The sequence below is a fragment of the Methylobacterium sp. J-078 genome, from assembly GCF_022829285.1.
GTDB lineage: Bacteria > Pseudomonadota > Alphaproteobacteria > Rhizobiales > Beijerinckiaceae > Methylobacterium.
Genome location: NZ_JAKSYI010000094.1, coordinates 101,068 through 114,996, shown reverse-complemented (window position 1 = coordinate 114,996; position 13,929 = coordinate 101,068). Strand labels below are relative to the sequence as shown.

Below are 13,929 nucleotides of genomic sequence, written 5' to 3'. Positions count from 1 at the left end.
CATGTGCCGCAACGCACGAAACGTCGAGTTGCACGGATTCGTCTCCGGTAGCGCGCGCCTCGTGGTGCCCCCGGCGTCAGGGCTTCGCGCTCGTTACCCGGGTGGTGACGGGCCCGCGCAGGGCCGCACTCACCGGGACCAGCCGGATGCCGCGCGCCTCCGCCTCCGCCGCCCAGCGGGCGATCCGGTCGATGCTCATCGGCATGGCGCTGGCCGAACCGAAGGCGAAGCCGTTCTTGCGGGCTTGCGCCTCCAGGCGTGCCAATTCCCGGTCGATGGCCTCCGGGCGCGGCAGGGCGTCGAGCACGATCTCGGCGCGGGCCACCGGCACCTTGGCCTTGCCGGCCAGGGTAGTGGCCAGCGAGCGCGGCGAGGTGCCGTCGTCCACGAAGCCGAGGCCGCGGGCGCCGATCTCGCGCAGGACCGGCTCCAGGGCGGCGGCATCGCCGGTCAGCTTGGCACCCATGTAGTTCACGATGCCGACGAAACCCTGGAAGCGGCTCATGACCCAGCTTAGCCGGTCGAGATTCTCGGGCGGCCGCGCGGTGGTGAGCAGGGTCTGGGGACCCGGGTCGCTGTCTGGATAGTCGAAGGGCTCCATCGGTGCCTGGAGCAGCGCCTCGTGACCGGCCTCGCGGGCCCGGGCCACGGTCCGTTCGAGATCGCCGGCATAGGGCGCGAAGGCGAGGCTGATCGCGGCGGGCAGACGGGTGATGGCGCTCGCCGTCGCGGCCTGTCCGATGCCGAGGCCCGAGACCAGAATGGCGACGCGCGGCCCGGAGCCGCTTCCCTCGGGCCGCGCATAGACGTCGAGGGGGCGCAGGCGGCCCTCGCCGATGCGCGGCAGGGTGCCGTGGCGACCGCGCTCGACGAGGCGCGAATCGGGGGCGGCGTTGAGCTTGACGGGTGCCGCGGACGGCACTTGGATCACAACCGCATCGCCGGGGGCGGCGGTCCCGGGCGGGCGGAACACGGTGACGCCCGAGGCGCTCTCGACCTCGTCCGCGTTGCTGGAGGGTGATTTGGATGCCTCGCGCTTCGGCGCGGCCTGCGCCACGGGAGCGACGACGGGCTCCCGCAGGGTGATGACCGCGACGGCGCTGGGCTCGCCGCCCTCCGGATCGCCCGTCACCACGAGAATGCTGAGGCCGAGGGCGAGGCCCGCCACCACGCCGCCGAGGACCATCGGGACGGTGGGGCGGAACCGCTTCAGGGCCCGCAGGCGCTGACCGGCGGTCGGCTTGGCCCCGAGGGGCCGGGTCAGGATGTCGTCGGTGGCCACGCGCTGGCGCTTCCCCAAGGTCCCGGACCGATGGTCGGGGCGGCGCGCGTCCAGACGAAGACGGCCCCCAAAATCGGTCGTGGACCGACATTGGGGGCCGCCATGGTTAACGCTTCGCTAAATCCGGGTCGCGCCGGAGGACGAGCGTCAGTTCGGGACGGAAGCCTTGGGCGTGTTGGCCGCGCCCTTCTGGATGCCGCGCAGGAAGTCGAAGGCCGCGATGAGCTGCTTGTCCTTGGCCGGGTCCGGCGGGACGTAGGCCGACGAACCGCCGCGCTCCTCGACGTCCTTCTGCTTGAGGTGGCCCTTCAGGCCGGCTTCGCCCTTGGTCTCGTCCTTGCCCTTCAGCTCGTCCGGCACCTCCTGCAGGACCTCCTGGTCCGGCTCGATGCCCTTGGCCTGGATCGAGCGGCCCGACGGCGTGTAGTAGCGCGCCGTGGTCAGGCGCAGGGCGCCCGAGCCGCCGAGGGGGATGATCGACTGCACCGAGCCCTTGCCGAAGGAGCGCGTGCCCAGCACCGTGGCGCGCTTGTGGTCCTGCAGGGCGCCGGCCACGATCTCGGAGGCGGACGCCGAACCGCCGTTCACCAGCACCACGATGGGCTTGCCCTTGGTCAGGTCGCCGGATTTGGCCGAGAATCGCTGCGTCTCGTCGGGGTTGCGGCCGCGGGTGGAGACGATCTCGCCCCGGTCGAGGAAGGCGTCGGACACCATCACGGCCTGGTCGAGGAGGCCGCCCGGGTTGTTGCGCAGATCCAGCACGTAGCCCTTGAGCTTGTCGGCGCCGATGTCGGTGTTCAGCTTGTCGATCGCCGCGCGCAGGCCGTCGAAGGTCTGCTCGTTGAACTGGGTCAGGCGGATGTAGCCGACGTCGCCGCCCTCGGCGCGCGAGCGCACGGGCTTGATCTTGATCACGTCGCGGTTGAGCGTGACCTCGATCGGGTCCTTGGCTTCCTTGCGGCTGATCTTAAGCTTCACCGGCGAGTTCACCGGGCCGCGCATCTTGTCGACGGCCTGGTTCAGGGTGAGACCCTGGACCTGGTCCTCGTCGATCTGCGTGATGACGTCGTTGGTGAGGATGCCGGCCTTCGAGGCGGGGGTGTCGTCGATCGGGGTCACGACCTTGATCAGGCCGTCCTCCATGGTGACCTCGATGCCGAGGCCGCCGAACTCGCCGCGGGTCTGCACCTGCATGTCGCGGAAGCTCTTGGAATCCATGTAGCTCGAATGCGGATCGAGGGAGGTCAGCATGCCGTTCACGGCCGCCTCGATCAGCTTCGCCTCGTCCGGCTTCTCGACGTAGTCGGTGCGGACCTTCTCGAACACGTCGCCGAACAGGCTGAGCTGGCGGTAGGTCTCGGCGGAGGCCGCCACGGCGCTCGTCCCCGAGAGCAGGTGGGTCTGGGTGGCCACCACCGAGGATCCGACGCCGAGGAACGCGCCGAGCAGAACCAGGGAAACCTTGCGCATTATCCGCGAACCTTCTCGCTGGGGCTTTTCGCCCACCAAGGCTCCGGGTCGATGGAGCCGCCGTCTTTTCTGAACTCGACGTATAAGACCGGATCGCCGCGATCACCGGCTGCCGAATCGGCGCCGGTGCCACCCTCCCCCATCGCCGCCACCGGCTCGCCCGCGAGCACGAACTGGCCGACCTCGACGTTGATCTGGTCCATCCCCGCCAACAAGAGATAGTAGCCATCGCCGGCGTTGATGATCAAGAGTCGCCCGTACGAGCGGAACTGCCCGGCGAAGGACACCCAGCCATCGGCCGGTGACGAAACCACGGCTTTCGGCCGGGTCGCGAGCGATATGCCGCGGGTCGTGCCGCCGTTCCCGTCGGGCTGGTTGAAGCTGCGCAGGGTGGCTCCGCTGACCGGACGGGGCAGGTCGCCACGTGTATCCACGAAACGCACCTTTGGCGCCAGCCGGGCCGGGTCGCGGGCGCCGGCCGCCGCGAAGCGCTCCTGCGTCGCGCGGGCCTCGCGGGTCTCCGCGGCCCGCGCCTCCTCGGCGGCACGCCGCGCGGAGGCGACCTCGCCCTCCATCCGGTCGAGAAGGTCCTTCAGGCTGCGGGCCTGCACGGCGAGTTCGGCGGTGCGGGTGCGCTCGGCGGCCAATCCGCTCTCGACTTCGGCCTGCCGGGTGCGGCGCGTGGCGATGAGGGCGTTCAGGCGCTGTTGCTCCCGCGCCCAGCCCGCGAGATCGCTGGTCAAACCTTCGCGATCCGCCGCGATCAGGCCCCTTAGGCGCACGAGTTCGGAGAGGTCCCCGGCCAGGGTCTCGGCCTCGCCGCGCAATTCCGGCACCACAGCGCCGAGAAGCATGGAGGTGCGGATCACCGCCAGCACGTCCTCGGGCCGCACGAGCACGGCCGGCGGCGGCCGCCGTCCCATGCGCTGGAGCGCCGCCAGAATCTCAGCGATCACCCCGCGCCGCGACTCGAGGGAGCGCCGCAGGGCGGTCTCGCTGGCACCGAGCGTCTTCAGGCGCTCCTCAAGGCGGCTCATGCGCACCTCGGTGGCCTGAGCCTGGCGGGCGGCGTCGAGGAGCGCTGTATTCAGCTTCGCCCGGTCGCCACCGATCGCGGCGATCTCTGCCTCGTACTTCGCCCGCGCGCCCGTGCTGGCGGCCAGGGCCTCCTCGATGCGCTTCAGGTTCTCGGCCCGGCGGGTCTTCTCGTCGAGCGCCTTCTGGACCGCGACCGGCGTCGACGGTTCCTCGGCGCGGGGCGCGGAGGACACGGAGAGGCAGGCCACCAGCAGCAGGCCGCGCCTCACCCCATCTCGCCTGCGTCGGGTCGCCGAATTCATCGCTCGTCGAGGTTTCCGCGGTGGTACGGGTGGCCGGCCAGGATCGTCAGCGTACGATACACCTGCTCCAGCGCCAGCACGCGCACAAGCCCGTGCGGCAAGGTCGCGGCTCCGAAGGAGAGGCTGAGTTCGGCCCGCGCCCGCACCGCCGGGTCGAGGCCATCGGCGCCGCCGATGGCCAGCACGAGGGCGGCGCGGCCCGCATCGCGCCAATCGCCGATTCGCGCCGCAATGGTCTCGCTGGTGAGGTCCGAACGCCCGCGCTCGTCGTAGACTGCGAGGACCGCGCCGGTGGCGACCTGCGCCAGGATGGCCGCGCCCTCCTCGGACGCCCGATCCGGTGCCCGGCGGGCCCGGCTCTCAGGGATCTCGGCGATGTCGCAGGCGGTGAAGCCGAGCCCGCGCCCGACCTGCGCGGCACGCTCGCGGTAGCGCGCGGCGAGATCGCGCTCGGGACCGGGCTTCAGGCGGCCGACCGCCGCCACGAGCAGGCGCACGATGCGGCGCCGGTTCTCACTCGGCCAAGGCGACGGAGGGAAGCGCGGCGGCGGGACGGTCGGCGCCCCACATCTTCTCGAGATTGTAGAAACCCCGCACCTCGGGGCGGAAGATGTGCACGATGACGTCGCCGGCATCGATCAGCACCCAGTCGCAGGCCGGCAGACCCTCGACCCGGGCCGTGCCGAGGCCCTTGGTCTTCATCTCCTGCAGGACACGATCCGCGATCGCGCCGACATGGCGCTGCGAGCGGCCCGAGGTGATGATCATGGTGTCGGCCAGGGAGGTTCGGCCCATCAGGTCGATCTCGATCGTTTCCTCGGCCTTCATGTCCTCGAGGCACTCGAGAGCGAGGCTCCGGAGATCGTCGATCTTCCGGTTGGTGGTTTCTTCGGAGCTCGGGACTCCGGTGTGGGCCGCGTCGTTCAGCGTCTGGGTTCCTGCTATCGCCATCGTCATCCCATCATCGTACCCCGGATAGGGATAAAGTGGAACGTGGCGCTTGCCTTTTCCACGTGCGGCCTATGCAGGGCCGCCCGGCTTGGCGCGAAGCGCCGTCGACGAGAGGGTCGAGCGGGGCCCGTGCAGGAAAACCCAGGCGGGGGGCGCACGGTCGGGCAGGCTCGCCGCCTCCGTCTCGGGGATGCGCCAGGGCGCGAGTGCCCGGGCGGCCCGGGCAGCCGGTGCCGTCAGGGTGAAGCCCGGCCGATCGACGATCGCCATCGGCATCAGGCCGGCGATCTCGAAAAATCCCTGCCAGCGGTGAAATGTCGCGAGGCTGTCGGCGCCCATGATCCAGACGAAGCGCAGCGCCGGGTTGCGGCGGGTGAGGAATTCGAGCGTCTGGCGGGTGTAGCGCGCGCCGATCCGTGATTCGAAATCCGTGACCGCGATGCGGGGATGATCGGCGATCTGGGCCGCTCGCTCGACCCGCCGGTCGATGGCCGCGAGTTCGCCCCGGTCCTTCAGCGGATTGCCGGGGGTGACCATCCACCAGATGCGGTCGAGGCGAAGCCGCTTCAGGGCGACGAGGCTGACATGCCGGTGCCCGAGATGGGCCGGATTGAAGGAGCCGCCGTAGAGACCGATGCGCAGGCCCGGCGCGACGGGCGGCAGGCGCGCCGGCCCCGACGCGTCAAGGCGCATCGGGGTCCCGGGTCGGACGGGCGAGCGTCAAGGGCGCGTCTGCCCGTTCCCGTGGACGCGATACTTGAAGGTGGTGAGTTGCTCGACGCCCACCGGACCGCGCGCATGCATGCGCCCGGTGGCGATGCCGATCTCCGCACCGAAGCCGAATTCGCCGCCATCGGCGAACTGGGTCGAGGCGTTGTGGGTCACGATGGCCGAATCGACCTCGGCGAGGAAGCGGGTCGCCTCCGCCATGTCGTCCGTGATGATCGCGTCGGTGTGGTGCGAGCCGTTGGTCTCGATGTGCTCGATCGCCGCGTCGAGCCCGTCGACCACCCGCACCGAGATGATGGCGTCGAGGTACTCGGTGCGCCAGTCGGCCTCGCTCGCGGCCGTCACCCGGTCGTCGGCGGCCTGCGTGGCCGCGTCGCCGCGCACGGCACATCCGAAATCGAGCAGCGCCTTGACCAGGGGGGCGAGGTGGGTCTCCACGCAGGCCCGGTCGACGAGCAGCGTCTCGGCAGCGCCGCAGATGCCGGTCCGGCGCATCTTGCTGTTGAGAACGACCTTGAGCGCCATGTCGAGATCCGCGCCCGCCGCCACGTAGACGTGGCAGATGCCGTCGAGATGGGCGAAGACCGGCACGCGGGCCTCCGCCTGCACACGCTCCACGAGGCCGCGCCCGCCGCGGGGCACGATGACGTCGATGCCGCCGTCGAGTCCCGACAGCATGGCGCCGACGGCCGCGCGATCACGGGTCGGCACGATCTGGATGGCGTCGGCGGGCAGGCCGGCGGCCTCCAGCCCGGCGCGCATGACGCGGGCGATGGCCATGGCCGAGCGGTGGCTGTCGGAGCCCGCGCGCAGGATCGCGGCATTGCCGGCCTTGAGGCAGAGCGCGCCGGCATCGGCGGTGACGTTGGGTCGGCTCTCGAAGATCACGCCGATCACGCCGAGCGGTACGGCGATGCGCTCGATGAGCAGGCCGTTCGGCCGCTCGAACGCAGCCACCTGCCGGCCGACGGGATCGGGCAGCGCGCCGATCTTGGCGACCGCATCCGCGATCGCGTTGAGCCGGCCTGCATCCAGGGTGAGCCGATCGATGAGCGCCTCGGTCTGGCCGGCGGCGCGAGCCGCCTCCACGTCGCGGGCGTTCTCGGCCAGGATGTCGTCCCGCTCGGCGCGCAAGCGCTCGGAGATCAGGCGCAGGGCCGTGTCCTTGGTCTGAGCTGGGGCGAGGGCGATCTGGCGGGCGGCGGCGCGGGCGCGCCGGCCGAGGGCGTTCATCTCCTCGGAGAGATCGCCGGGGGGCGCGAAATCGGTTCGCAGGTTCAGAACGGGCACGGCCTTCATCCTCGCGACCGTCGCGGAAAAGGGCGCGGCCGCCATGTGTTCGTATCCGTCATGCCACGTCGAGCGCGGTAAGAACAAGCATTGCCGCTGACAGACCTGCTATTCCCCCACCATGGCGAGGTCATCGCGATGCACCATCTCGGCGCGGCCCGGATGGGTGAGGAGATCCGCGATCTCACGGCTCGGGCGGCCGATGATGCGCACGGCCTGGTCGCTGTCGTAGGCCACGAGGCCGCGCCCGAGGATGCGGCCGGCCTCGTCCCGGATCACCACGGCGTCGCCGCGCCCGAAGCCGCCCTGCACCTTGGTGACGCCCACCGGCAGCAGGCTCGCGCCGCCCTGAAGGGCGCGCGCCGCGCCGGCATCCACCGTGAGGATGCCGCGTGGTTCGAGCGAACCCGCGATCCAGCTCTTGCGGGCGGTGACCGGATTGGAGCCCGACAGGAACCAGCTGCAGCGCCCGCCCCGGAGGATGGTGCGCAGCGGATTCTTCTCGCGTCCGTCGGCGATGATCATGTGGGTGCCGCCGCTGGCGGCGATCTTGGCCGCCTCGACCTTGGTGCGCATGCCCCCGCGCGAGAGTTCCGAGGCCGGCCCGCCGGCCATGGCCTCGATCTCGGGCGTGATCCGCTCGATCAGCGGCAGGTGTCGCGCCGCCGGGTCGGCGTGCGGCGGGGCGGTGTAGAGCCCGTCGATGTCCGAGAACAGCACCAGCACGTCGGCGCCGATCATGGTGGCGACGCGGGCGGCGAGGCGGTCATTGTCGCCGTAGCGGATCTCGGACGTCGCCACCGTGTCGTTCTCGTTGACGACCGGCACAGCGCGCACTTCGAGGAGCTTCAGCACGGTGGCGCGGGCGTTGAGGTAGCGCCGGCGCTCCTCGGTGTCCTGCGGCGTCACCAGGATCTGACCAGCCGCGATGCCGTGATGCCCCAGCGCCTCCGACCAGTGCCGCGCCAGGGCGATCTGCCCAACGGCCGCGGCCGCCTGACTTTCCTCGAGGCGCAAGGGGCCGGGCGGGTAGCCCAGCACCGTGCGCCCCAGCGCGATCGCGCCGGAGGAGACCACGAGCACGTCGGCCCCGCTGGCATGCAGATCGGCGATGTCCTCGGCGAGCGCGGCAAGCCAGGCATGGCGCAGGCGCCCGCGCACCCGGTCGACGAGGAGGGCCGAGCCGACCTTGATGACGATGCGGCGGAAATCTTGGAGGTTCGGGATCTGGACGTCGAGGGTCATCGGCAGCGTCGGCGGGAGGAGGATTGTCCGCTTGTGACGACCGCTAGCGCGACACACAAGGGCTGGCAGCCTCTCCTCAGGGCTGCCACGCCGGCGCGGGCTGCGCCTCGGCCTCGGCGAGCTTGGCCGCGTCCATCTCGCGGGCCAGCGCCCGGAGGGCATCCTGCACGCCGAGGCCGGTGGCCGAGGACAGGACCAGGGGCTTCTTCTTTGAGGCGCGTTTCAGGCGGGCGACCTGCTCCTTGAGCACGTCCGGATCGACCACGTCGGCTTTCGACAGCGCCACGATCTCGGGCTTCTCGTCGAGGCCGTGACCGTAGGCCTCGAGTTCGCGGCGCACGAGCTTATAGGTCTGGCCGGCATGCTCGTTGGTCGCTTCCACGAGGTGCAGCAGCACCCGGCAGCGCTCCACGTGGGCCAGGAACTTGTCGCCGAGGCCGACGCCGTCATGGGCGCCCTCGATCAGGCCCGGGATGTCGGCCAGCACGAATTCGCGCTCGTCGGAGCGCACCACGCCGAGGCCCGGGTGCAGGGTCGTGAAGGGGTAATCGGCGATCTTCGGCTTGGCCGCCGTGACGGCGGCGAGGAAGGTCGACTTGCCGGCGTTGGGCAACCCGACGAGGCCCGCATCCGCGATGAGCTTCAAGCGCAGCCAGACCCACTGCTCGTGGCCTTCGAGACCGGGATTGGCATGCTTCGGAGCGCGGTTGGTCGAGGTGGTGAAGTAGGCGTTGCCGAAGCCGCCGTTGCCGCCCTTGGCGAGGCGCACGCGCTGGCCGACATGCGTCATGTCGGCGATCAGGGTCTCGCCGTCCTCCGCCAGGATCTCGGTGCCGGCCGGCACCTTCAGCACCACGTCGGCGCCGTTGGCCCCGTGGCGGTTCGAGCCCATGCCGTGCTCGCCCTTCCGGGCCTTGAAGTGCTGCTGGTAGCGGTAGTCGATCAGGGTGTTGAGGCCGTCGACGCATTCGACCCAGACGTCGCCGCCGCGCCCGCCGTCGCCGCCGTTCGGCCCGCCGAACTCGATGAACTTTTCACGGCGGAAGGCCACGCAGCCGGCGCCACCGTCGCCGGAGCGGACATAGACCTTGGCTTCGTCGAGGAATTTCACGGGCGGACTCGGCTTCGTTCAGGCATCGGGATTTCGACGCGTCGCCGAAACGACGACGGGGAAGACGGTTTCCCATCTTCCCCGGGATCATCTGGTGGTGGGGCCCGCCTGTCGGAAGGCCCAGGCCAAGCGCCTTACTCGGCGGCTTCCTGCACCGGCACGACCGTGACGAAGGCGCGGCCGCGCTTCGTCTCAAACAGCACGCGGCCGGCGGCCTTGGCGAACAGGGTGTGGTCCGTACCCATGCCGACGTTGGTGCCGGGGTGCCACTTGGTGCCGCGCTGGCGCACGATGATGTTGCCCGGAATGACGGCCTCGGAACCGAACTTCTTCACGCCGAGGCGCTGACCGGCCGAGTCGCGGCCGTTGCGGGACGAGCCGCCTGCTTTTTTATGGGCCATGGGGAGTTACTCCGAATTCTTGAATCTCAGGTCGGATCGTCAGGCGCTGATGCCGGTGATGCGGACCACCGTGTGGTGCTGGCGGTGGCCCCGCTTGCGGCGGGAGTTCTGACGGCGGCGCTTCTTGAAGGCGATGACCTTCGCGTCGCGGCCGTGGCTGACGATCTCGCCGGTGACGCTGATCCCTGAGAGCAGCGGCGCGCCGACCTGGGTGGCGCCTTCGCCATTCGTGAACAGGAGCACGTCACCGAAGGTAACGGCCGAACCGGCCTCGCCCGCGAGCGTGGCGATCGTGATGGTGTCGTTGGCGGCAACGCGATACTGCTTGCCGCCCGTCTTGATGACTGCGAACATCGTTCTCTCTTCGTGTTCTCTGCCGGCCTCCGGCGCGCCTCGCGGCGAATCCTGGACCGTCTTCTTGTTCAGGTCATCCGCACCGTCGGATCGAGCCGGGGGCGAACGCGAAACGCGCGGACTTCGTCGAGGAAGCCGCGCGTATGAGTCGCTGCGTTAATGAGGTTTCCCGCCCCTGTCAACGAAGCGGACGGGGCGGCGGGCCCAATCCCGGCCCGGCGGCCCCCGTCCCGACCTTGCTCACGCCGCCCGCACGGTGGCGAGGAAGCGTCCGACTTCGGCATTGAGGTGCTCGGACTGGCGCGACAGCTCCGAAGCGGAGGCCAGCACCTGGGTGGCGGCAGCTCCCGTCTCTTCCGCCGCGCCCGCGACGCCGGAGATGTTGCCGGTGACCTCGCTGGTCCCCGTCGCGGCTTGCGCGACGTTGCGCACGATCTCCTGGGTGGCTGCCCCCTGCTCCTCGACGGCCGCCGCGATCGTGGCCGCCACCGTGTTGATCTCGCGGATGCGGGTCGAGATGCCGGAAATAGCCTGGACGGCGTCGCCCGTCGCCCCCTGGATCCGTGCGATCTGACCGGAGATCTCCTCGGTCGCCCGAGCCGTCTGGCTCGCGAGTTCCTTGACCTCGGTGGCCACCACCGCGAAGCCGCGGCCGGCCTCGCCGGCTCGCGCCGCTTCGATCGTCGCATTCAGGGCGAGCAGGTTGGTCTGCCCGGCGATCGTGGAGATCAGGCTCACCACGTCTCCGATGCGGTTCGCGGCCTGGCTCAGCTCTGTCACGAGGCGGGCGGTCTGGTCCGCTTCGCCGACCGCCATCTGGGCGAGATCGGCGGAACTCGCGACCTGCCGGCCGATCTCCTGGACGGAGGAGCCGAGTTCCTCGGCCGCCGCCGCCACCGTGCCGACATTGGTGGCAGCCTCCTCGGCGGCGGCGGCGACAGCGATCGATTGGCTGGCGGTTTCGCGGGCGGTCGCCGTCATGGTCGAGGCCGTGGCCTGCAACTCGGTCGCCGACGAGGAGACCATGCCCACGATGCCACCCACGGCCTCCTGGAAACCATCGGCGAGTTCGATCATGGCGCGGCGGCGTTCGGAGGCGGCGGCGGCATCGGTGATCCGGGCGAGTTCGGCCTGTTCCGCAGCCTTCTTCGCGACCATGGAGCGGATGTTCTCGACGGCGCGCCCGACCGCGCCGATCTCGTCGCCGCGCTTGCCCTCCGGGATGCTGATATCCGTCTCGCCTGCGGCCATGCGCTGGAGCACGGTGACGAGGCTGCCCAACGGCCGTGAGATGCCGAACATCGCGATGAGAGCCGCACAGATCAAGCTGAGGACCACGCCGATCCCGCTGAAGGCGAGGACGGTCGTCCGGGTCGTCTCGGCCTGGGCCCTCAGGGCGGCGGCTTCGGTATCCATGTACGCGGCGATGTCCGAAGACAGCGTGCCGCACGCCATATAGATTTCCTTGAAGTTCGGATCGACTGCATTGTGCATGAGGTCGAGCGCCTGCGCGGGCTGGCCCTTCTCCAGGAGCGCGCGCACCTTCAGGCTGTCCTCGATCAGGCGGTCGATCCGAACGGCGATCGGTTGCAGGCGGGACGCGAAGGTTGGAGCCTCGACCGACAGCCTGTCCATCAGCTGCTTGAGCTGGGGATACGCCTTGTCCATCTGCGCAAGATAGAGGGCCTTGGTCTCGGCGTCCGGCTCCATGATCGCCCGGTACAGCGCATGGTTCATCTCGAAGACAAACCGGTTGGCACGGCGCGCATTGGCTGCGCCCTTCGCCTCCCGCGCGATGAACCCCGAGTAACTTCCGCTGATTTCATTCAGCCGCGCGGTCGAATACCATACGCACAAACCAAGGATTGTGCTAATTATTCCAATGGATAGCCCGATTTTATAAATAACCCTCATTCGTCCGAGCATGATCGTCCCCTTGCCTTGTAGGGGATATTGATCACGAATATAATTAAAGTCCGATTAAAGATCATATTTTCGTGGCGCAACATGGATCGTTTAGCAAGCGCGCATTGGAGGACCCTCATGCGCGACTGGCTCATCTCCGAAACGTCGATGACGAGGAGATACCGGCGGCAACGGACGCGAGCGCCGAAGCGCTAGCGCTTCGTCAAACCACCCAGAACATTGCGGAGAATGACATTCCCGACCTCGGTGCCGACCCGGCGCGCCATCGAGCGGGCGGCATTGCCCAGGACCTGCTCGGCGAGGCCCGGCGGCGGCTTCCGGCCCTTCTTGCCGGCCGGCTGCGTGCCGACCAGGTTCTCGAGCCATCCCCCGAGCATCCCACCGAGCCCGCCTTCGCTGCCCTCGGAGCCGCCACCGCCTGCATCGAGGCCCTTGCGGGCGGCCAGCATCTCGTAGGCGCTCTCGTTGTCGACCGACTGGTCGTACTTGCCCCGCAACGGGCTTTTCGCGATGATCTCGGCGCGCTCGGCGGGGGTGATCGGGCCGACGCGGCCCTGCGGCGGGGCGATCAGGGCGCGCTCGACGACCGACGGTGTGCCCTTCGCCTCGAGGAAGGACACCAGAGCCTCGCCGACACCGAGTTCGGTGATCGCCTTGGCGACGTCGAAGCCGGGATTCTGCCGGAACGTCTCGGCGGCGGCCTTCACGGCGCGCTGGTCGCGGGGCGTGAAGGCGCGCAGGGCATGCTGCACCCGGTTGCCGAGCTGGCCCAGCACCGATTCCGGCACGTCGAGGGGGTTCTGCGTCACGAAATAGACGCCGACGCCCTTCGAGCGGATCAGGCGGACCACCTGCTCCACTGCGTCGAGGAGCGCCTTCGGGGCGTCGTCGAATAGGAGGTGCGCCTCGTCGAAGAAGAATACCAACTTGGGCTTGTCGAGGTCGCCGACTTCCGGAAGCTGCTCGAAGAGTTCGGAGAGCATCCAGAGCAGGAACGAGGCGTAGAGCCGGGGCCGCTGCATCAGCTTGTCGGCGGCCAGGATGTTGACGATGCCCCGTCCCTCGCGGTCCACCCGCATGAAGTCGTTTAGGTCGAGGGCCGGCTCGCCGAAGAACCGGTCGGCGCCCTGGTTCTCCAGCATCAGGAGCTGGCGCTGGATGGCGCCGACAGAGGCCGCCGAGACGTTACCGTACTGGCCCGAGATCGCCTTCAGGTTCTCGGTGAGGTGAAGGAGGAGCGCGCGCAGATCCTTGAGGTCGAGGACCGGCCACTTGTTGTCGTCGGCAACCCGAAAGGCGATGTTGAGCACGCCCTCCTGGGTGTCGTTGAGTTCCAGGAGGCGCGCCAGCAGCAGCGGCCCCATCTCGATCACGGTGCAGCGGATCGGGTGGCCCTGGTCGCCGAACAGGTCCCAGAATACCGTCGGAAAGCGGTCGGGCTCGTAGGGGATTCCGAGTTCCTCGGCCCGCTTGACGAAGACCGGCTTCGATTCGCCCGCCGCCGCCAAGCCCGAGAGGTCGCCCTTGATGTCGGCGGCGAAGACCGGGACGCCGGCGTTGGAGAAGCCCTCCGCCATCACCTGCAGGGTCACCGTCTTGCCGGTGCCGGTGGCGCCCGCCACCAGGCCGTGGCGGTTCGCGAGCCAGAGGGTCAGACCCTCAGCCTTCAGGGTGCCATCCCTGAGCGGCGCCTTGCCGACCAGGATCGTGCCGTCGTCCTGCATGACCGTCCGCTCCTCATCGCCGGCCGGGGCGCGGCATCGACCGTGACGGTTATGGGCCGCGCCCGCGTCATTTTCCAGCGCTTCGCGGACCGCCCTTGATTTCGCG

13 protein-coding genes are annotated in these 13,929 nt (G+C 69.6%); all 13 read right to left on the bottom strand.

What is annotated here, in order from left to right:
• Positions 1-76 precede the first annotated feature (76 nt).
• Positions 77-1,282 (bottom strand): divergent polysaccharide deacetylase family protein, encoded by a 1,206-nt coding sequence (locus MKK58_RS14535; RefSeq protein ID WP_243912716.1) that lies wholly within the window; start codon positions 1,280-1,282, stop codon positions 77-79.
• A 147-nt stretch (positions 1,283-1,429) separates the two neighbouring features.
• Positions 1,430-2,752, bottom strand: a complete 1,323-nt coding sequence (locus MKK58_RS14530; protein WP_243912715.1) for a S41 family peptidase — start codon at positions 2,750-2,752, stop codon at positions 1,430-1,432.
• On the bottom strand, positions 2,752-4,092 hold the full coding sequence (locus MKK58_RS14525; RefSeq protein WP_243912714.1) for a murein hydrolase activator EnvC family protein: 1,341 nt from the start codon (positions 4,090-4,092) through the stop codon (positions 2,752-2,754). The genes MKK58_RS14530 and MKK58_RS14525 overlap by 1 nt, the downstream gene beginning before the upstream one ends.
• Entirely contained in the window at positions 4,089-4,589 is a 501-nt protein-coding gene (rlmH, locus tag MKK58_RS14520) for a 23S rRNA (pseudouridine(1915)-N(3))-methyltransferase RlmH (protein WP_243912713.1), read from the bottom strand. Before rlmH ends, MKK58_RS14525 begins: the two co-directional genes overlap by 4 nt.
• 16 nt (positions 4,590-4,605) lie before the next feature.
• Positions 4,606-5,049, bottom strand: a complete 444-nt coding sequence (gene rsfS, locus MKK58_RS14515) for a ribosome silencing factor (protein WP_243912712.1) — start codon at positions 5,047-5,049, stop codon at positions 4,606-4,608.
• A gap of 63 nt (positions 5,050-5,112) precedes the next feature.
• Positions 5,113-5,736: a nicotinate-nucleotide adenylyltransferase gene (locus tag MKK58_RS14510; RefSeq protein ID WP_243912711.1), complete on the bottom strand. Its 624-nt coding sequence runs from the start codon at positions 5,734-5,736 to the stop codon at positions 5,113-5,115.
• 27 nt (positions 5,737-5,763) lie between these two features.
• Positions 5,764-7,062, bottom strand: coding sequence for a glutamate-5-semialdehyde dehydrogenase (locus MKK58_RS14505; RefSeq protein ID WP_243912710.1), 1,299 nt, complete (start codon positions 7,060-7,062; stop codon positions 5,764-5,766).
• Between the two features lie 108 nt (positions 7,063-7,170).
• Complete coding sequence (gene proB / locus MKK58_RS14500) at positions 7,171-8,307, bottom strand: glutamate 5-kinase (protein WP_243912709.1); 1,137 nt, start codon at positions 8,305-8,307, stop codon at positions 7,171-7,173.
• Between the two features lie 76 nt (positions 8,308-8,383).
• Entirely contained in the window at positions 8,384-9,418 is a 1,035-nt protein-coding gene (obgE, locus tag MKK58_RS14495) for a GTPase ObgE (protein WP_243912708.1), read from the bottom strand.
• A 134-nt stretch (positions 9,419-9,552) separates the two neighbouring features.
• On the bottom strand, positions 9,553-9,819 hold the full coding sequence (gene rpmA, locus MKK58_RS14490) for a 50S ribosomal protein L27 (protein WP_238279885.1): 267 nt from the start codon (positions 9,817-9,819) through the stop codon (positions 9,553-9,555).
• A 39-nt stretch (positions 9,820-9,858) separates the two neighbouring features.
• Positions 9,859-10,173, bottom strand: coding sequence for a 50S ribosomal protein L21 (rplU, locus tag MKK58_RS14485; protein WP_056215136.1), 315 nt, complete (start codon positions 10,171-10,173; stop codon positions 9,859-9,861).
• Between the two features lie 240 nt (positions 10,174-10,413).
• A complete protein-coding gene (locus MKK58_RS14480; protein ID WP_243912707.1) occupies positions 10,414-12,099 on the bottom strand; it encodes a methyl-accepting chemotaxis protein in 1,686 nt (561 codons plus the stop codon).
• A gap of 191 nt (positions 12,100-12,290) precedes the next feature.
• Positions 12,291-13,823: a helicase HerA-like domain-containing protein gene (locus tag MKK58_RS14475; RefSeq protein ID WP_243912706.1), complete on the bottom strand. Its 1,533-nt coding sequence runs from the start codon at positions 13,821-13,823 to the stop codon at positions 12,291-12,293.
• Positions 13,824-13,929: the final 106 nt, after the last annotated feature.